Source organism: Allobosea robiniae (assembly GCF_900102525.1).
GTDB lineage: Bacteria > Pseudomonadota > Alphaproteobacteria > Rhizobiales > Beijerinckiaceae > Allobosea > Allobosea robiniae.
This window is the reverse complement of sequence record NZ_FNBZ01000003.1, coordinates 337859-356233: the sequence shown is the minus strand read 5'-3', so window position 1 is coordinate 356233 and position 18375 is coordinate 337859. Positions and strand designations below refer to the sequence as shown.

Annotated in this window: 14 protein-coding genes and 1 tRNA gene; 5 read left to right on the top strand and 10 right to left on the bottom strand. The window is 66.6% G+C overall.

Annotation, left to right across the window (positions count from 1 at the left end; genetic code table 11):
- Positions 1-32: 32 nt before the first annotated feature.
- A complete protein-coding gene (gene gltB, locus BLQ70_RS10610) occupies positions 33-4721 on the bottom strand; it encodes a glutamate synthase large subunit (protein ID WP_091856932.1) in 4689 nt (1562 codons plus the stop codon).
- Positions 4722-5335: 614 nt separating this feature from the next.
- Here gltB and BLQ70_RS10605 point away from each other — a divergent pair.
- Both BLQ70_RS10605 and BLQ70_RS10600 read left to right on the top strand, forming a co-directional pair.
- A complete protein-coding gene (locus tag BLQ70_RS10605) occupies positions 5336-6391 on the top strand; it encodes a threonine aldolase family protein (protein WP_091856931.1) in 1056 nt (351 codons plus the stop codon).
- Positions 6392-6484: 93 nt separating this feature from the next.
- Positions 6485-7444, top strand: a complete 960-nt coding sequence (locus BLQ70_RS10600; protein WP_091856930.1) for a hypothetical protein — start codon at positions 6485-6487, stop codon at positions 7442-7444.
- 64 nt (positions 7445-7508) lie between these two features.
- On the opposite strand, the gene BLQ70_RS10595 is transcribed toward BLQ70_RS10600, so the two are convergent.
- The gene (locus BLQ70_RS10595) at positions 7509-7979 is read right to left on the bottom strand and encodes an Hsp20 family protein (RefSeq protein WP_061970098.1); all 471 of its coding nucleotides are present in this window, start codon (positions 7977-7979) and stop codon (positions 7509-7511) included.
- A 265-nt stretch (positions 7980-8244) separates the two neighbouring features.
- On the opposite strand from BLQ70_RS10595, the gene BLQ70_RS10590 reads away from it, so the two are divergent.
- A complete protein-coding gene (locus tag BLQ70_RS10590; protein WP_091856929.1) occupies positions 8245-9300 on the top strand; it encodes an alpha/beta hydrolase in 1056 nt (351 codons plus the stop codon).
- Here BLQ70_RS10590 and hisN read toward each other — a convergent pair.
- Together hisN and BLQ70_RS10580 are read right to left on the bottom strand one after the other, a co-directional pair.
- The gene (gene hisN, locus BLQ70_RS10585) at positions 9205-9987 is read right to left on the bottom strand and encodes a histidinol-phosphatase (protein ID WP_091857139.1); all 783 of its coding nucleotides are present in this window, start codon (positions 9985-9987) and stop codon (positions 9205-9207) included. The genes BLQ70_RS10590 and hisN overlap by 96 nt on opposite strands.
- Positions 9988-10296: 309 nt before the next feature.
- Positions 10297-11217 (bottom strand): N-formylglutamate amidohydrolase, encoded by a 921-nt coding sequence (locus BLQ70_RS10580; RefSeq protein ID WP_061970102.1) that lies wholly within the window; start codon positions 11215-11217, stop codon positions 10297-10299.
- A gap of 228 nt (positions 11218-11445) precedes the next feature.
- Here BLQ70_RS10580 and cpdR point away from each other — a divergent pair, with 228 nt between their 5' ends.
- Both cpdR and BLQ70_RS10570 read left to right on the top strand, forming a co-directional pair.
- A complete protein-coding gene (cpdR, locus tag BLQ70_RS10575) occupies positions 11446-11805 on the top strand; it encodes a cell cycle two-component system response regulator CpdR (RefSeq protein WP_038363805.1) in 360 nt (119 codons plus the stop codon).
- Between the two features lie 167 nt (positions 11806-11972).
- A tRNA-Val gene (locus BLQ70_RS10570) sits at positions 11973-12047 on the top strand.
- Between the two features lie 165 nt (positions 12048-12212).
- Here the strand turns inward: BLQ70_RS10570 and mnhG are convergent.
- From mnhG to BLQ70_RS10540, 6 genes are read right to left on the bottom strand one after another with little or no spacing between them, the layout of a single operon-like run.
- The gene (mnhG, locus tag BLQ70_RS10565) at positions 12213-12620 is read right to left on the bottom strand and encodes a monovalent cation/H(+) antiporter subunit G (protein ID WP_091856928.1); all 408 of its coding nucleotides are present in this window, start codon (positions 12618-12620) and stop codon (positions 12213-12215) included.
- Positions 12617-12898 carry a K+/H+ antiporter subunit F gene (locus BLQ70_RS10560; protein ID WP_091856927.1) on the bottom strand — a complete coding sequence of 94 codons (282 nt, stop codon included), beginning with the start codon at positions 12896-12898 and terminating at the stop codon, positions 12617-12619. Before BLQ70_RS10560 ends, mnhG begins: the two co-directional genes overlap by 4 nt.
- Entirely contained in the window at positions 12895-13380 is a 486-nt protein-coding gene (locus BLQ70_RS10555) for a Na+/H+ antiporter subunit E (protein WP_091856926.1), read from the bottom strand. The genes BLQ70_RS10560 and BLQ70_RS10555 overlap by 4 nt, the downstream gene beginning before the upstream one ends.
- Complete coding sequence (locus tag BLQ70_RS10550) at positions 13377-15011, bottom strand: monovalent cation/H+ antiporter subunit D (protein WP_091856925.1); 1635 nt, start codon at positions 15009-15011, stop codon at positions 13377-13379. The genes BLQ70_RS10555 and BLQ70_RS10550 overlap by 4 nt, the downstream gene beginning before the upstream one ends.
- Positions 15011-15352, bottom strand: coding sequence for a Na+/H+ antiporter subunit C (locus BLQ70_RS10545; RefSeq protein WP_091856924.1), 342 nt, complete (start codon positions 15350-15352; stop codon positions 15011-15013). The genes BLQ70_RS10550 and BLQ70_RS10545 overlap by 1 nt, the downstream gene beginning before the upstream one ends.
- Positions 15343-18249: a monovalent cation/H+ antiporter subunit A gene (locus BLQ70_RS10540; RefSeq protein ID WP_091856923.1), complete on the bottom strand. Its 2907-nt coding sequence runs from the start codon at positions 18247-18249 to the stop codon at positions 15343-15345. Before BLQ70_RS10540 ends, BLQ70_RS10545 begins: the two co-directional genes overlap by 10 nt.
- Positions 18250-18375: the final 126 nt, after the last annotated feature.

Sequence of the window (18375 nt, the reverse complement as noted above, 5' to 3'; positions counted from 1 at the left end):
GACCGTGACGGCCCCGGCGGGGTGGCGTTCGCTTATTCCGCAGCCTGCAAGGTGCGGGCCTGTTCCATCTCGCGCAGCGCGCGGCGGTACTCGACCGGCATCACCTTGACGAACTTGGTGCGGTAGTCCGCCCAGTTGTCGAGGATGGTGCGGGCGCGCTCCGAGCCGGTGTAGTCGACATGGTTCGTCAGCATCTGCATCAGGCGCTCTTCATCGTGGCCCGACATGTTGGTCATGTCGATCCGGCCCTTATGCTCGAGATCGCCACCATGATGGTGCAGCCGCTCCATCAGGTCCTCTTCCTCCTCGACCGGTTCGAGATCGACCATCGAGAGGTTGCAGCGCGACTTGAAGGTGCCGTCCTCGTCCAGCACATAGGCGATGCCGCCCGACATGCCGGCCGCGAAATTGCGCCCGGTCTGGCCGATGACCGCGACGACGCCGCCGGTCATGTATTCGCAGCCATGGTCGCCCGTGCCTTCCACCACCGCGATGGCGCCGGAATTGCGCACCGCGAAGCGCTCGCCCGCGACGCCGCGGAAGTAAGCCTCGCCCGCGATCGCCCCGTAGAGCACGGTGTTGCCGACGATGATCGAGCGCTCGGCCACGGCCCTGGTCGCCGGATCGGGCTTCACGATCACCTTGCCGCCCGACAAGCCCTTGGCGACATAGTCGTTGGCCTGGCCGGTGAGCTCGACCGTGACGCCGGCCGCGAGGAAGGCCGCGAAGCTCTGGCCGGAGGTGCCCTTGAGCTTCACCGTGATCGTGTCTTCCGGCAGGCCGGCATGGCCATACTTCTTGGCGACGGCGCCCGAGAGCATCGCGCCGGTGCTGCGGTCGACATTGCCGACCGGCCTCTCGATCACGACCGGCGTGCCGGTCTCGATCGCATCCGCGGCCTCGGCCAGGAGCTGGCGGTCGAGCACGGTGTCGATCGGGTGCTTCTGCAACTCGACATGGCGGATCGCCACGCCCGGCAGGTCGACCTTGTGGAACAACCTGGTGAAGTCGAGCCCGTTCGCCTTCCAGTGTTCGATCGCATCACGCTTGTCGAGCAGGTCCGAGCGGCCGACGATCTCCTCGATCTTCGTGAAGCCCATCTCCGCCATGAGCCGGCGGACATCCTCGGCCACGAAGAAGAAGTAGTTCACGACATGCTCGGGCAGGCCCTTGAAGCGCTTGCGTAGCACCGGGTCCTGCGTCGCGACGCCGACCGGGCAGGTGTTGAGATGGCACTTGCGCATCATGATGCAGCCGGCCGCGATCAGCGGCGCGGTCGAGAAGCCGAACTCGTCGGCGCCGAGTAGCGCGCCGATGATCACGTCGCGGCCGGTGCGCAGGCCACCATCGACCTGGAGTGCGACACGGCCGCGCAACTGGTTCAGCACCAGCGTCTGCTGGGTCTCGGCCAAGCCGATCTCCCAGGGCGAGCCCGCATGCTTCAGCGAGGTCAGGGGGCTCGCGCCCGTGCCGCCCTCGAAGCCGGAGATGGTGATGTGGTCGGCGCGCGACTTGGCGACGCCAGCGGCAACCGTGCCGACGCCGATCTCCGAGACCAGCTTCACCGAGACATCGGCCGACGGGTTGACGTTCTTCAGGTCGAAGATGAGCTGGGCCAGATCCTCGATCGAATAGATGTCGTGATGCGGCGGCGGCGAGATCAGGCCGACGCCCGGCGTCGAATGCCGGGTCCGGGCGATCTTGGCGTCGACCTTGTGGCCGGGCAACTGGCCGCCCTCGCCGGGCTTGGCACCCTGCGCCACCTTGATCTGCATCACGTCGGCATTGACGAGATATTCGGTGGTGACGCCGAAGCGGCCGGACGCGATCTGCTTGATCGCCGAGCGCTTCGAACGGCCGTCCGGCATCGGCCGGAAACGAATCGGCTCCTCGCCGCCCTCGCCGGTATTCGACTTGCCGCCGATCTGATTCATCGCGAGCGCGATCGTCTCATGGGCCTCGCGCGAGATCGAGCCGAAGGACATCGCGCCGGTGGCGAAGCGCTTCACGATCTCGGCGGCAGGTTCGACGCTCTCCAGCGGCACCGGCGCGCGGCCGTTATCGGTCGCCATCTTGACCTTGAACAGGCCGCGGATCGTGCTGAGCCGCTGCGCGTCGTCGTTCACCTGCTGCGCGAACTCCTCGTAGCGGTCCTGCGCGTTGAGGCGCACTGCATGCTGCAGCGAGGCGACCACGTCCGGCTTCCAGACATGGTCCTCGCCGCGGACGCGGTACATGTACTCACCGCCGATATCGAGGCTGTTGCGGTAGAGCGGCGAGTCGCCGAAGGCGTCGCGGTGACGGCGCAGGCTCTCCTCGGCGATCTCGTCGAGGCCGACGCCCTCGATCGCCGTACCGGTGCCGAAGAAGAACTTGTCGACGAAGGCGCTCTTCAGGCCGACGGCGTCGAAGATCTGCGCGCCGCAATAGGACTGGTAGGTCGAGATGCCCATCTTGGACATCACCTTCAGCACGCCCTTGCCAACCGACTTGATATAGCGCTTCACCACCTCGTCGGCATCGACCTCCTCGGGGAAGGCGCCCTGCTCATGCTGGTCGAGCAAGGTGTCGAAGGCGAGATAGGGGTTGATCGCCTCGGCGCCGTAGCCGGCGAGGCAGCAGAAATGGTGGATCTCGCGCGGCTCGCCGGATTCGACGACGAGGCCGACCGAGGTGCGCAGGCCCTTGCGGATCAGGTGATGGTGCACCGCTGCCGTCGCGAGCAGCGCCGGGATCGGGATGCGGTCGGAGCCCACCTGCCGGTCGGAAAGGATGATGATGTTGTAGCCGCCATGGACGGCAGCCTCGGCGCGCTCGCAGAGCCGCGCCACCGCGCCGTCCATGCCGGCCGCGCCCTCGCGCGCCGGATAGGTGAAGTCGATCGTCTTGGTGTCGAAGCGATCCTCGTAATGGCCGATGCAGCGGATCTTCTCGAGATCGTCATTGGTCAGGATCGGGGTGCGGACCTCCAGACGCTTGCGGCGCGAGGTGCCCTCCAGATCGAGGATGTTCGGACGCGGCCCGATGAAGGAGAGCAGGCTCATCACCAGCTCCTCGCGGATCGGGTCGATCGGCGGGTTCGTGACCTGCGCGAAGTTCTGCTTGAAATAGGTGTAGAGCAGCTTCGACTTGAGTGAGAGCGCCGAGATCGGGGTGTCCGTACCCATCGAGCCCACGGCTTCCTGCCCGGTCACCGCCATCGGTGCCATCAGCAGGCGAACGTCCTCGGTGGTGTAGCCGAAGGCCTGTTGGCGATCGAGCAGTGGCACGTCGGTGCGCGAGGCCCGCGCCTCGACCGGCGGCAGGTCCTCCAGCACGATCTGGGTGCGCTTCAGCCAGTCCTTGTAGGGATTGGCGAGGCAGAGCGAGGTCTTGATCTCGTCATCGCCGATGATGCGGCCTTGTTCGAGATCGATCAGCAGCATCTTGCCGGGCTGAAGGCGCCACTTCTCGACGATCTTCTCCTCCGGGATCGGCAGCACGCCGAATTCCGAAGCGAGCACGACGAGCCCGTCGTCCGTGACGAGATAGCGCGCGGGGCGCAGGCCGTTGCGGTCCAGCGTCGCGCCGATCTGACGCCCATCGGTGAAGGCGATCGCGGCCGGCCCGTCCCAGGGCTCCATCAGCGCGGCGTGGTACTCGTAGAAAGCGCGCCGCTCTTCATTCATCAGCGGGTTGCCGTTCCACGCCTCCGGCACGAGCATCATCATGGCATGGGCCAGCGAATAGCCGCCCTGCACCAGGAATTCGAGCGCGTTGTCGAAGCAGGCTGTGTCCGACTGCCCCTCATAGGAGATCGGCCATAGCTTGGAGATATCCGAGCCGAACAGGTCGGAATCGACGCTCGCCTGCCGCGCCGCCATCCAGTTGACGTTGCCGCGCAGCGTGTTGATCTCGCCGTTATGGGCGACCATCCGGTAGGGATGCGCGAGGCGCCAGGACGGGAAGGTGTTGGTCGCGAAGCGCTGGTGGACCAGCGCCAGCGCGCTGACGAAGCGCTCGTCCTGCAGGTCCTTGAAGTAGGAGCCGAGCTGGTTCACCAGCACCATGCCCTTGTAGACGATGGTGCGGCAGGACATCGAGACGGGGTAATACTCCGCCGTCTTGCGCTCCTGATGCTTGTAGACCTTGTTCGAGACCGACTTTCTGAGGACATAGACCTGCCGCTCGAACTCGTCCTCGTCGGTGATGTCGTCGGGGCGGCCGACGAAGAGCTGGCGATGCACCGGCTCGGTCGCCAGCACCGCATGGCCGAGATCGCTGTTGTCGACAGGTACGTCGCGCCAGCCGAGGAAGACGAGTCCCTCCTCCGCCACGGTCTGCGAGATGACATCCTCGCACATCGCCCGAGCGGTCGGATCGCGCGGCATGAAGAACTGGCCGATCGCGTAATAGCCTTGCTCCGGCAGGGCGATGCCGAGCCGCGCGGTCTCCTCGCGGAAGAACTGGTCGGGGATCTGGACGAGGATGCCGCAGCCGTCGCCGAGCTTCGGATCGGCACCGACGGCGCCGCGATGGTCGATATTGTGCAGGATCTGCAGGCCCTGCTGCACGATCGCGTGGCTCTTGCGGTTCTTCATGTCGGCGATGAAGCCCACGCCGCACGAATCTTTCTCGTTATTGGGATCGTACAGGCCCTGATGCACCGGCATCGCCGGATCGCGCACGGCCGGAAAACGCTCGAAAGCCGCTGCGCCGCTCGACTTGCTGGTCACGCTCATCGTCAAACCCCGCTTCCCAGAACCCCGCGAGCTTGCGCCGGCAGGGAGACCCGTCAGTCCATGATCCTGACCGCTGCGGCCCTCAGTGCCGACAGCAAGTCGGCAGCAAGGTGGGGCCAAGGCGGTCCGGCCGTCGTCTTTTTGGAGGCTCTGCTTGCGCTTTGTTTCCACCGCGCCCGCGTCCTCCGCAGGCGCCTCGGGCGTGCCTCGCCCGTTCGCGCCTGTCTTCAGGCCGTCGTTTTACGGACGGCGCGCGTGCGATTGGCTTTGGCGTTGGTAGCCCGGCCCTTCGTCATGCTCCGCTCCGCTGCGACGGCGCGACCTTCAGCTAGAGCAGCTTTTGGTCGGCGCGGTGAAAAATGGGACAGCAACACTGTCCTATTGCGATGAACTTGCCAGAATTCCAATCTACGCACAAGCGCCGATTTCGCGCTGCAGCGAAATTTTATTGCAAAATCGAATCCGTACCAGACATTTCCGGAACGAAAGCCTGACTCAGGCAGCCCGGTTCTTGTTTTTGAAGCGTTCGCGCGAATCCGTCCGGCGCAGCGCGCAAGCCCCCTCTCCGCCGGTGCCGCTTGGCAGGAAAGCGCCATCCGCCTAACCCTCAAATCATGGATTTCTTCAGCGACAACACCGCCGCCGCCAGCCCCCGCGTCATGGCCGCTCTCGCCGCTGCCAATGCCGGCGCCGCCGCCCCCTATGGCAAGGATGACTGGACGCAGCGCGTCGAGGAGCGCTTCGCCGCGATCTTCGAGCGCGAGGTCGCGGTCTTCCTCGTCCTGACCGGCACGGCGGCGAATGCGCTCGCGCTCGCCAGCATCGTCAAGCCCTGGGGCGCGGTCCTCACCCATGAGGAGGCGCATGTCGTCGAGGACGAATGCGGCGCGCCGGAGTTCTTCACCAACGGCGCCAAGCTGGTCGACCTGCCCGGCACCGGCGCCAAGCTGACGCCGGAAGCGGTGACGAAGGCGCTCTCGCATCTGCGCGCCGGCGATTTCCATCAGGTCCAGGCGCAGGTGCTGACGATCACGCAGGCGACCGAATGCGGCACCATCTACACGCCGGCCGAGGTGCGCGCCCTGAAGGAGGCCGTGACGCCGCGCGGCCTGAAGCTCCACATGGACGGCGCCCGCTTCGCCAACGCGCTGGTCACGCTCGGCTGCACGCCGGCCGAGATCACCTGGAAGGCCGGCGTCGACGTCCTCTCCTTCGGCGGCACCAAGAACGGCGCGCTCGCGGCCGAAGCCGTGATCTTCTTCGACCCGGCAGAGGCCGAGGAAATGAAATGGCGACGCAAGCGCGCCGGCCAGACGCTCTCGAAGGGCCGCGTGCTCGGCGCCCAGTTCGAAGGCCTGCTTGCCCACGATCACTGGCTCGACCTCGCCCGCCACGCCAATACCCGGGCCAAACGCCTGGCGGATTCGGTCGCGCAAGGGGGCGAGGCGCGCCTCGCCTGGCCCTGTCAGGCGAACGAGGTCTTCCTGGTTCTGCCGCCCGCCGTGCAGGAGCGCCTGAAGACCGCCGGCATCGGCTATTACGACTGGTCCGCGCGCTCGCTGCCGCCGGAAGCCCCCCTCAAGGAGGGCGAGGTCGTCGGCCGCTTCGTCATGTCCTTCGCGACGGAAGCGGAGCATGTCGAGGCCCTGATCGCCGCGATCGCTGGCTGAGCGGGCGTATTTGCGCCGCGTTTCCAGCCCCACGCCCGCCGCAATCCCTAACAAGACTAAGTGTCGAATAGTCATTCGTTAAGGGAATTTGGCATGGCAGATCGTTCGACCGCACCGGGGCGCATCGCGCTGATGGGCCTGGTCGTGGCCGGCGCAATGGCCGGCATGGCGGGCGCCGCCAGCGCGCAGTACTACTATTATGACGACGGGTACGATCCCTACCCGGCCTATGGCTACGGCTATCGTTATGATTACGGATACGCTCCGCGCCCACCGGTTGCAGTGCCGCGTGCTCCGGCTGCCGTCTCCGCCTATTCGGTCAATGGCATCGCCGCCCGCCGTTACGGGCTCGTCCGGATCGAGCGTTCGATCCGGCGCAACGACACTTATATCGTCGACGGCGTCACCGCCGGTGGCCAGCGCCAACGCCTGATCCTCGACGCCTATGCCGGCGACTTGATCCGCCGCATTCCCCTGCGCGGGCAGCCGGCTGCTCCCAGCGTCGCCCGCGCCGATCCGCGCGAGGAGCACGCTCCGCCGCGCCAGCGCCTCGTGCCCCAGCCGCCCGAACGCCCGGCCGAACTGAAGGGCCCGGCGGAAGCCAGCGCCCCGGCGACAACCGTGATGCCCTCGCCGGCCGCGCCGCCGGCACCCGAGCCTGTCCAGCCAGCGGAAACGCCGCCGGCAGAAGCGAGCGCGCCCGCGACCACCTCACCGCCCTCCCCCGCCGCGCCGCCGGCACCCGAACCGGCGAAGCCCGCGGAAACCGGACCGGCCGAGGCCAGCGCTCCGGCAACCGCCGTGCCACCGCAGCCCGCCAAGCCGGCGGAGCCATCCCCCGGCACGACCGATCCGGAGACCGGCGCCGACAAGCCGAAGCTCGTCAATCCCAGCGATGTGCGGAATACCGAAGGCACCGACCGCAAGCCGCCGCTCTCGACAGCTGCGCCCGCGCCCGAGGCTCCGGCTATCCCGCCGGTGCAGCAGAACGACCCGACGCCATCGACGCCCAAGCCTGAGACGCCGATCGCCCCCGTCGCGCCGATGAACTGACCGGCCAACAAAAAAGGCTCCCGTTTCCGGGAGCCTTTCGCTTTCATCGAAAGCTGGACGCTGGTTACGCAGCCTTAGCGACCTTGGCCTCGAGGACCTTGGCCGAACCGCCGGTGCCGATCGCGATCTGGCGCGGCTTCTTGGCCTCGGGGATCTCGCGCACGAGGTCGATATGCAGCAGGCCGTTCTCCAGGCTGGCGCCGGTCACCTGCACATAATCGGCAAGCTGGAAGCGACGCTCGAAGGCGCGCGCGGCGATGCCCTGATGCAGGACCTCGCGCTTCTCGGCGCCCTCGACGAGCTGCTTCTCGCCCTTGACGGTCAGCGCGTTTTCCTTGGATTCGATGGAGAGGTCACCCTCGCCGAAGCCCGCAACCGCGATGGTGATGCGGTAGGCGTTCTCGGCGGTCCGCTCGATATTATAGGGCGGGTAGCTCGGGGCGGCTTCGTTGCTCGTCGCCTGGTCGAGGAGATTGAACAGACGGTCGAAGCCGACGGTCGAGCGATAGAGCGGGGAAAGGTCGAAATGACGCATGGTATGTCCTCCGAAGAAGCGACAATGGGGTCGGCCCGCCTCGCCTGAGCGCGGACCCTGGTTGCTTTCGCGCAGCCGGTTCCGGCCTGCGCAGACCTGATCTGGGGAGGCGCTCGGGCATTTCAAGAGCGGCTTTCTTCAGCTGCGAAATCAGCCCTCGCATTTCTTTTTAAGCGCACCGACATGTTTTCGCAGGATATCCGGTGCAGGATATCGAGCATGCGGCGGCCGCGTTCGATACTGCAGCCGCGATGCGGAGCACTTGATGGCCGAGGCCGCCTTTTTCGCCGATCCGGATTATCCCGTTCCCGGGCATGGCAAGACCTGGCTCGCCACGACTCGCGACGGCGCCTCCTTGCGTTTCGCCAGCTGGCGCCCGACGGTGAAGCCGGTGCGCGGCACCATCGTCGTCGTGCAGGGCCGGGCCGAGTTCATCGAGCGCTACAGCGAGACCGTCGCGGAGCTGCGTCGCCGCGGCTTCCACGTCCTCTCTTTCGACTGGCGCGGCCAGGGCGGCTCGCAACGCTTCGTCCGCCGCACGCGCAAGGGCCATGTCGGGCGTCTCAGGCATTACGAGGCCGATCTGGCGCTGGCGATGGCCGAGATGCAGGCGAAGCTGCCCCCGCCCTATTTCGTCCTCTCCCATTCGATGGGTGCTGCGCTCTGCCTCGACGCCGCACGCTCGAATGCCTTGCCGGTCTCGCGCATGGTCGCGCTCGCGCCGATGCTCGGCATCGCGATGATCGCGCATCCCGGCCGGGCGAAGATCCTAGCGAGCCTGCTCTACTGGCTCGGCTTCGGCCGGGCTTTCGTGCCGGGCGGCGGCGACACCGCGATCGCGACCAAGCCCTTCGAGGGCAACCGCCTGACCAGCGATCCCATGCGCTATGCCCGCAACGCCGCGCTCTCGGCCGCGGCGCGCGATCTCAGCATCGGCGACCCGACCATTGCCTGGATCAGGACCGCCTTCCGCCTGATCGCTCGCCTCGCCGCGCCTTCTGCAGCGCTGGAGGTAAAGATACCGACCCTGATCATCGCCGCCGGCCGCGACCCGGTGGTCTCGACGCCCGCGATCGAGCGCTTCGCGGCGCGGCTCAAGACCGGATCGGCGCTGGTCCTGCCGACCGCGCGCCACGAGATCCTGATGGAAAGCGACGCGATCCGCGCCCAGTTCTGGGCCGCCTTCGACGCCTTCATCCCCGGCGAGGACCAGGCCCTGCCGGGCTCAGCCGGCGAGCAGGGCCATGGCGGCCTCATGCAGCGCCTTGCTGCCGGCCGCGAGGATGCGCCCGCCCCCGGCAGCGCTGCCGCCGTCCCATGAGGTGACGATGCCGCCAGCGCCCTCGATGATCGGGATCAGCGCGACGATGTCATAGGGCTTGAGGCCGCTCTCGATCACGAGATCGACATGGCCGGCAGCGAGCATGCAATAGGCGTAGCAATCGCAGCCATAGCGCGAGAGCCGGACCTCCTTCTCCACGCGGGCGAAGGCCTTCGCCTCCGCGCCCTTGAACAGGGCGGGCGAGGTCGTCATCAGCGTCGCCGTGGCGAAATCGGTGGTCTGGCGGGTCCTGAGCTTCTTCGGCCCGCCCGGCCCCTCATAGCGCGCCTCGCGCCCGTCGCCGGAATAGCGCTCGCCCGAGAAGGGCTGGTGCATCATGCCGTAGACCGGCACGCCGTTGCGCGTCAGCCCGATCAGCGTGCCCCAGACCGGAATGCCGGAGATGAAGGCGCGCGTGCCGTCGATCGGATCGAGCACCCAGACATATTCGGCATCGGTGTTCTCGCTGCCGAATTCCTCGCCGAGCACGCCATGCGCCGGGAACTGCCGCTTGATCATGTGGCGCATCACCGATTCGCCGGCGCGGTCGCCCTCGGTCACGGGATCGAACACCCCGCCCCGCGACTTGTCCTCCGTCGCATGCAGCGCCCGGAAGAAGGGCAGGATCGCCCGGCCAGACTGCGTCGCCAGATCCGCGACGAAAGCGCCGAAATCGACTGCGCTCATGAACAGGCACTCCAGTTTGCTGCTTTGCAGCATCGACTCCGCAGATTGACCATCTCAGACGAGGCCGGATGCGGAAATATCCAGGAAACCCCGCCTTTTCGTCTCGGCATCATGCGCCCATCGCATGACGCCTGTGATTCCGCTGATTTTACTTGCGTTTTGCAGCGCACCCTCATATTGTGCACTGCGAAGGGGCGATGACCTCAAACCTTCATTGCCCTCCTTGGGCGTTTCCTCCCTAGACTTGGGCCGCCACGCAAGTGTGCGGCCCTTTTTTCTTGGAAAGACCCCCCGCTTCACCAGCTGCCGCTATTCGGCTGCCTCGCGCCATTCGTCGAGCCAGCCGCTCCAGCGCGCGAAGCAATCGGCCATCACCGCCGCCATCGCCTGCTCGACCGCGCCGAAACCGGCATGCGGCTCCAGCGTCGCCTCGTTCATGTAGAGCGCGCGGTTCACCTCGATCTGCAAGGCATGCACCCCAGCGGCGGGCGCGCCGTAATGCTCGGTAATGAAGCCGCCGGCATAGGGCCGGTTGCGGGTGACGCTGAAGCCCAGCCGTGTGAAGGCCTGCTCGGCGATGTCGATGATGTAGCCGGCCGCGCTGGTGCCGAAGCGGTCGCCGAGGATGATGTCCGATTTCGCCAGCCCGTCGCGGTCGAGCCCGGCCGAGGGCATCGAATGCGCATCGACCAGGATGCAGGTGCCGAACACGCCTTGGGTACGCTGGACGAGGCTGCGCAGGCCCGCATGATAGGGCCGGTAGAGCTCTTCGATGCGGGCGAGCCCCTCCTGGACCGGAATCCGCCCGAAATAGATCTCCTGCCCGTCGCCGACGATGCGGGGGACGGTGCCGAGGCCTCCCGCCACGCGCATCGAACGCGTATTGGCGAAGGGCGGCACCCGTCCCTCGAACATGCGCGGATCGAGCTCGTAGGGCTCGCGGTTCACGTCGAGATAGGCGCGCGGGAACTCGGCCACCAGCAACGGCGCGCCGAGCGAGACGCTCTGCGCGAACAGCCGGTCGACATAGGCGTCCTCGGAGCGCCGGAGGCTGCGCAAGGGCAGGCGCGCCGCCTCGACGAAGCGGCGGGGATAGCAGCGCCCGGCATGAGGCACGTCGACCACCACCGGCACGACCTGGAGAGCCGGCTGGTACAGGCTGAACGGCCGCTCGATCTCGGCGACGACATCGTCCGGCGCGGGCGGGAAAGGGGCTGAGGACAGGCTCATCGCAAATGACTGAAGCACACAAACCTGAACGGTTGAAGCGATGTCGCGAAACCCTGGAAAATCCGTGCTGGATTCACGCGTTGTTTACCATGATGTTGCCTTATGAAAGGACATGGTTCCAACTGTGCGGCCGGGTGACTACCCAACCGTTCCAGGCCCGGCCTCGGCCGGGCGCCAGACGCTAGACGCTAGACGAACTCAGGCCTCAGGGACGAACAGATCAGGCCCATGACGAAGATACTGCTCGCGGAAGACGATAACGATATGCGTCGCTTCCTGGTCAAGGCCCTGCAGAACGCAGGCTACGACGTCGCCTCCTTCGATAACGGCCTGTCGGCTTATAACCGCCTGCGCGAGGAGCCGTTCGAGCTCCTGCTGACGGATATCGTCATGCCGGAGATGGATGGAATCGAGCTGGCGCGCCGCGCCACCGAGCTCGATCCCGACATCAAGGTGATGTTCATCACCGGCTTCGCCGCCGTGGCGCTCAACCCCGATTCGCAGACGCCGAAGGATGCGAAGGTGCTCTCCAAGCCCTTCCACCTGCGCGAGCTCGTCAACGAGGTCGAGAAGCTGCTGGCCGCCTGAAAGGCCGTTCGGCATCGCACGAATGTGGATGCCGACAGCCCCTGTAGAATTTATGCGGCAAACGCCTTGCCACCCGCGAAGCGAGCCGCTATAGCCCCCCTCACTCGCAGCGTGATCGCGGCCAACACGGCCCGGACACGCTTCCGGAAGCTGCTTTCAGCGGCGACGGGCGCGTAGCTCAGCGGGAGAGCACTACGTTGACATCGTAGGGGTCACAGGTTCGATCCCTGTCGCGCCCACCATTTTCCCTCAGTGTCTGCTGGGGATTACGGCCTCCCTCCCGGGAGGCCGTTTTCGTTTGGGGCCGCGAAGAATGGGGCCATGACAGCGCACAGGCCCCGGCACGCGGGCTCCCGGGCAGGTAAGTCATATGAGAGCTTGTCGCCTGTTGCCCGCGTAGAGCGCGTTCATCCGCGCGGCGGCTCGTCTCCCGATTCCGGCGCAGCGGCGTTCACGCTGCGGCGACGCAGCATGGTTCGCGGGGGGACATTTGCATCGTCCTCGACCCGATCCCGGTAAAGCGCCGCGCGAGCGAGCAGCATGAGCGTGACCGGCGTCGTGATGGTGATGAAGACGCCGATCATGATCTCGTGCACGATCGGCCGCGATCCCAGTGCCGAGAAGCAGACGACCGACGCAAGCAGGATCGCCCCGGTCCCCCAGCTCGTGCCGAGCGTCGGCGCATGAACCCGCTCGAAGAAGCTGCCGAAGCGCAGGGTTCCGATCGCGCCGACCAGGGTCAGTGCGGCGCCCAGGAGGACCAGGACGGCCGTCAATAGGGCCGCCCAGGCGGGCAGGTTCTCGGCCGGGGTCATTCGATCACCTCGCCGCGCATGAGGAATTTGGCGAGCGCGATGCTCGAGACGAAGCCGAGCACGCTGATGATCAGGGCCGCCTCGAAATAGATCGCGCTGCCGGTGCGGATTCCGATCGTCAGGATCAGCAGCATGGCGCAGACATACATGGCGTCGAGGCAAAGCACCCGGTCCTGCGCGCGCGGCCCCCGGATGACCCTGTAGGCGTAGCACGCCATGGCGGCGACGAGCATCGCCTGCGCGGCTATGACCGACCACAGGAGAATTGCGGCGGTCATTCGAATATCTCCATGAGCAGCGCCTCATAGCGATTCTTGATCAGGGAGACCCAGTCGGCCCCCTCGACGAGATCGAGCACATGGATCAGAAGCACGCCGGTATCCGGGGCGTACTCGACCCAGGCCGTCCCGGGCGTGCTGGTGACGATGCATGACAGCAGAGCCAGGCCGGTCTTGTCGCGCAGGTCGAGCGGTATGGCGACAAAGCCTGCGACCCGGTCGCGACGGTCCCCACCGATGATGATCCTGGCAACGTCGATGTTCGACTGGAGGATATCCAGCACCACGATGCCCAGAAGCTTGGGAAGGAGCTGCCAGCGCCTCAGTCTGGGCTTGGATGGCTGCAGCGCCGCCATCGCGTGGGAGGCTCCGATCGCGACCGCGGCACCGACGAGGAGCTGCCCGGTCGAGAAAGAGGTGAGCAGCAGCCACATCAGCAGCAGCGCCGCGGTCAGGAGTGGATAGGGCAGCGCGCGGCTCATCGGGACACGCCCGGCGGGTGCCCCGCCCCCAATACGCTCTGAATATAGCTCGAAGGGGCATGCAGCGCCTGCGCCGCGGCGTCGGTATAGCTCAGCACCGCGCCGCCCTGGACCGCAAGGACCATGCAGAGCGCCAGCAGCGCGACGATCGGCGCGACCTCCACCACCAGCACCCGCGGAATGATGACCTCGAGCGGCGCCCAGAATATCCGGATGCCGCTGCGCATCATCGCAACCAGCGCCGCCAGGCCGGACAGGATGACCAGCGCGACCAAGAGCCAGATGCGCCCTGGAATCGCGGCCGGAGCCCCCAGCCCGTCCGGGTTCAGCATCCCCGTCAGCATCGCGAACTTGGCGATGAACCCCGACAGCGGCGGCAGGCCCGCGAGCAGGAGCGCGGCGCATCCGAACGAGATGCCCAGGATGGCGAGCGCTCCCGGCATGGCCACGCCGACCTCCTCGTCCTCGTGTTCCTCGCCCTTGTCGCTCTCGTCGCCATACGCCTCCATGGTGACGGCCAGCAGGTCCGCCGCCGGCTCGCGTGCCCGCTCCACCAGTTCGATCAGCATGAAGAGGGCGGCAACGCTGAGGGTCGAGCTGACCAGGTAGAACAGCGCTCCGGACACGACACTGGCATCGCCGATGCCGACGGCCGCGAGCAAGGTCCCCGAGGAGATCAGCACGCTGTAGCCAGCGAGCCTGCCCATCGCCTGGGACGCGAGCAGCCCGAATGTCGCAAAGGCGATCGTGCCCATGCCGCCCCACAGCAGGACCATGCCGCCGAAGCCCGCAATATCACCGGTCTCGGGGCCGAAGAGCAGGAGCGTGAGGCGCAGCAGCACATAGGTGCCGACCTTGGTCAGCACGACGAAGATCGCGGCAACGGGGGCGGCTGCCGCCATATAGGCGGAAGGAAGCCAGAAGCAGAGCGGCCACAGCCCGGCCTTGACCAGGAAGGCGGTGCCGAGGATGGCGACGCCGGCGCGCAGCAGCGCCTGGTCCTCGGCCGGCACGTTCGGCAGGCGGACGGCGAGATCGGCCATGTTCAGCGTTCCGGCGGTCCCGTAGATCAGGCTGACGCCGATCAGAAAGAGCAGCGATGCGGCCAGGTTGATCGCGATGTAGTGGAGCCCGGCACGAACCCGGAAGGCGCCGGAACCATGCAGCAGCAGGCCGTAGGACGCGGCCAGCGTGACCTCGAAGAAGACGAAGAGGTTGAACAGGTCCCCGGTCAGGAACGCACCGCCGAGCCCCATGAGCAGGAACTGCAGGAGCGTGTGGAAATGCGGCCCTGCCCGATCCCAGCGCGCCGTCGAGAACACGAGCGAGGCGAGCGCCAGCACGGCCGTGAGGGTGAGCATCAGCGCCGACAGCCGGTCGAGCACCAGCACGATGGCGAAGGGCGCGGGCCAGTTGGCGACGGCATAGGACGAGGACAGGGCAGCGCTTCCGCCGGGAACCCCGTCTGCCAGGCGCATCAGGACGATTGCCGTCACCAAGAGCAGCACGGTCGATGCCAGGCTGAGCAGCGCCTTCAGCGTATGGCGCAGCTCGTCGATCAACAGCAGGGCAGCCCCCGTGATCAGCGGAAGCAGGATCGGGACGATGAGAAGGTGCCTCGTCCACTCCATCAGTTCGGCTCCCTCCCGTCGACATGGTCGTTGCGCGTCAGCCCGCGGGCGACGAGCAGCACGACCAGAAGGAGAGCGGTCGTGGCGAAGCCGATCACGATCGCCGTGAGCACGAGCGCCTGCGGAATCGGGTCGGCATAATCCGCCGGATTCCCCGCGCCGCCGGATTCCAGCACGGGAGCGGCTCCGACGCGCAGCCGGCCCATGCTGAAGATGAAGAGGTTCACCGCATAGGAGAGCAGCGACAGGCCGATGACGAGCTGATAGGTGCGCGGTCGCAGGACCAGCCAGACACCCGATCCGGTGAGAACGCCGATGGCGATTGCAAGCGTCAGTTCCATCGCCGGCGCTCCTCTTCGAGACGGGCGGCCGCGCGCAGGCGGCGGACGGATTGGTGGGCGATGGCGATCAGCATGAGCACCGTAGCCCCGACCACGAGGCTGAAGACGCCGAGATCGAACAGGGTCGCGCTCGCCATGGGGACCTTCCCGACGAGCGGCAGCTCGACATACCGGAAATACGAGGTGAGGAAGGCATCTCCCAGCAGCATCGAGGCCGCCCCGGTGAACGCGGCCAGAAGCAGGCCGCCGCCGATCCAGACGACCGGAAGGATGCGCAGCCTGTCCTCGACCCAGACCGTGCCCGCAGCCATGTATTGCAGGATGAAGCCTGCCGCCATGGCGACGCCGGCCACGAAGCCCCCTCCCGGGGCGTCATGCCCCCGCAGGAAGAGATAGGCGGCCAGGACGATGACGACCGGGAACATCCACTGCATGATCACGGATGGCAGGTAGAGGTATTCTGCCTTGGTCGCTCCGGCCTCCACCTCCGGCTCGGCCTCGTCAAAGGACCACTGGATGCGCTGCTGTTCGGGCCGCTCGATATTGTCCGGCGCGGGGCGGAAACGTCGCAGCAGCGCGAAGACGGTCAGCGCGACGATGCCGAGGACCGTGATCTCGCCCAGCGTGTCGAAACCGCGGAAATCGACGAGAATGACGTTGACGACGTTGCGGCCGCCGCCTTCGCTATAGGCCTTCTCGACGAAGAATTTCGAGATCGTGTCGGGCGGCGTGCGAGTCATCACCGCATAGGAGACCGCCGTCATTCCCAGGCCCGCAACGACGGCGATCGTGAGGTCCCGGAAGCGGCGCAGCCGCGGCAGCCAGCCGCTCGGTTCCGGCACGTCCTGCAGCCGCTTGGGCAGCCACCGCAGGCCGAGCAGGATGAGCACGGTCGTCACGATCTCGACGACGAGCTGGGTCGCGGCAAGGTCCGGCGCGGAGAGCCAGACGAAGGTCACGCAGGTCACGAGCCCCGTGCCGCCAAGCAGGGCGAGTGCCGCGAGGCGGTGGAACTTGGCCTGATAGGCGGCGGCGACGGCGCAGATCATCCCGACGCACCAAAGGCCCGTGAAGGCGAGATCCGTCGTGCCGTTGCCGAAGGCCCCGAAGGAGAGGCCCGAAGCGAGCAGCGGGACGGTGCCGGCGGCCACTGCGGCCGCCACCAGCAGACGCATCTGCGGTTGAAGGCGCCTGGTGCCGAAGATGTCCTCGACCAGCGGCGCTGCGCGCCACGAAATCGCGACCATCACCCGCTCGAAGATGCGTTGCCCCTGGATCCGGCCAAGAAGCGGCGGACGTTCGGAACGCTCGAGGTAATTGCCGATGCCGAGATACAGAAGCGCGCCGGCCGCCAGCGCGAGCACGCTCATCGCCATCGGAAGGTTGAAGCCGTGCCAGACCGCCAGGCTGTATTGTGGCGTGGCGGCACCCAGCACGGACGAAACGGCGACATGGAGGAACGAGCCGATGGTCAGGGCCGGAATCATGCCGACGACGAGGCAGGCGATGACCAGGAACATCACCGGGAACCGCATCCAGAACGGCGGCTCGTGGGGCTCGCGGGGAAGGCTTTCGGGGGGCTCTCCCAGGAAGATCGAATGGATCAGCCGCAGGGAATAGGCGACGGCGAGCGCGCTGCCGAGCACGGCCGCGTAGGGAGCGGCGGTGTCCAGCCAGGAATCGGCGTGGGTCTCTACGGCTTCCGCGAAGAACATCTCCTTCGAGATGAAGCCGTTCAGCAGCGGAACGCCCGCCATCGCGGCACTTGCCACCATGGCGAGCGTGCCCGTGATCGGCATGTAGCGGAACAGGCCGGAGAGCCGCCGCAGGTCGCGCGTGCCCGTCTCGTGGTCGATGATCCCGGCCGCCATGAACAGCGATGCCTTGAAGGTCGCATGGTTGAGCATGTGGAAAATCGCCGCCACGGCCGCGAGCGGGCTCCCGAGGCTGAGCAGCAGCGTGATCAGGCCCAGATGGCTGATCGTCGAATAGGCCAGGAGTCCCTTCAGGTCATGCTGGAACATGGCGAGGTAGGCGCCGAGCACGAACGACGCCATTCCCGCGATGCCCAGGATCATGAACCATTCGGGCGTGCCGGAGAGCACCGGCCACAGCCGCGCCATCAAGAACACGCCAGCCTTCACCATGGTGGCCGAATGCAGGAACGCCGAGACGGGCGTCGGCGCGGCCATGGCGTTGGGCAGCCAGAAATGGAAGGGAAACTGCGCGCTTTTCGTGAGCGCGCCGAGGAGGATCAGCACAAGCGCCGGGACGTAGAGCTGATGCGAACGGATCAGGTCGCCCGATCGCAGGACGTCGTCGAGGTCGTAGCTGCCGACGATATGGCCGACGATCAGCACGCCGCCCAGCAAAGCGAGGCCGCCCATGCCCGTTATGGTCATGGCCATGCGGGCGCCGTCGCGCGCTGGCTGGGTATGGTGCCAGTAGCCGATCAGCAGGAATGAGAAGATGCTGGTCAGTTCCCAGAACACGACCAGAAGGATCAGGTTTCCCGAGAGGATGACCCCCAGCATCGATCCCGTGAAGGCCAGGAAGAACATATAGAAGCGACGGACCGGATCCTCGGCCGACATGTAATACCGGGCATAGATAACGACCAGAAGCCCGATGCCGCTGACGAGCATCGCGAAAATCCAGGCGAAACCGTCCATCCTCAGGGTGAAGTCAAGCCCGAGGGACGGTATCCAGTCGATCTGAACCCGGACGGCATCTCCGCCGCTGACATCAGGATAAAGCGCCCCGGTCACGACGAGGCAGGCCAGCATCGTAACCCCGGTAATCCAGGTCGCCGGCTCGCGGGAAGCGCCCGGGAATAGGACCACGGCCAGGCTGCCGACAAAGGGTAGAACGAGGATCAGCAGTAGCGGGGAAGGCATCGTTCTCCTTTGGCTGCGAGGCGTCGTCCGTTCTTAGGCCATCGATCGTGATCCGCCAACGGCGAGCGGCCGGTCATACCGTCGCGCGCTTTCTCTCGCCCTGACGACGGCGGACGAGGCCGGCAT

Excerpts from the sequence above, each read along its gene's own strand:
- gltB (WP_091856932.1), bottom strand. The coding sequence starts at position 4,721 with ATGAGCGTGACCAGCAAGTCGAGCGGCGCAGCGGCTTTCGAGCGTTTT.
- BLQ70_RS10580 (WP_061970102.1), bottom strand. The coding sequence starts at position 11,217 with ATGAGCCTGTCCTCAGCCCCTTTCCCGCCCGCGCCGGACGATGTCGTC.
- cpdR (WP_038363805.1), top strand. The coding sequence starts at position 11,446 with ATGACGAAGATACTGCTCGCGGAAGACGATAACGATATGCGTCGCTTC.
- BLQ70_RS10550 (WP_091856925.1), bottom strand. The coding sequence starts at position 15,011 with ATGGAGTGGACGAGGCACCTTCTCATCGTCCCGATCCTGCTTCCGCTG.
- hisN (WP_091857139.1), bottom strand. The coding sequence starts at position 9,987 with ATGAGCGCAGTCGATTTCGGCGCTTTCGTCGCGGATCTGGCGACGCAG.
- BLQ70_RS10600 (WP_091856930.1), top strand. The coding sequence starts at position 6,485 with ATGGCAGATCGTTCGACCGCACCGGGGCGCATCGCGCTGATGGGCCTG.
- BLQ70_RS10605 (WP_091856931.1), top strand. The coding sequence starts at position 5,336 with ATGGATTTCTTCAGCGACAACACCGCCGCCGCCAGCCCCCGCGTCATG.
- BLQ70_RS10595 (WP_061970098.1), bottom strand. The coding sequence starts at position 7,979 with ATGCGTCATTTCGACCTTTCCCCGCTCTATCGCTCGACCGTCGGCTTC.
- mnhG (WP_091856928.1), bottom strand. The coding sequence starts at position 12,620 with ATGACCCCGGCCGAGAACCTGCCCGCCTGGGCGGCCCTATTGACGGCC.
- BLQ70_RS10540 (WP_091856923.1), bottom strand. The coding sequence starts at position 18,249 with ATGCCTTCCCCGCTACTGCTGATCCTCGTTCTACCCTTTGTCGGCAGC.
- BLQ70_RS10560 (WP_091856927.1), bottom strand. The coding sequence starts at position 12,898 with ATGACCGCCGCAATTCTCCTGTGGTCGGTCATAGCCGCGCAGGCGATG.
- BLQ70_RS10590 (WP_091856929.1), top strand. The coding sequence starts at position 8,245 with ATGGCCGAGGCCGCCTTTTTCGCCGATCCGGATTATCCCGTTCCCGGG.
- BLQ70_RS10555 (WP_091856926.1), bottom strand. The coding sequence starts at position 13,380 with ATGAGCCGCGCGCTGCCCTATCCACTCCTGACCGCGGCGCTGCTGCTG.
- BLQ70_RS10545 (WP_091856924.1), bottom strand. The coding sequence starts at position 15,352 with ATGGAACTGACGCTTGCAATCGCCATCGGCGTTCTCACCGGATCGGGT.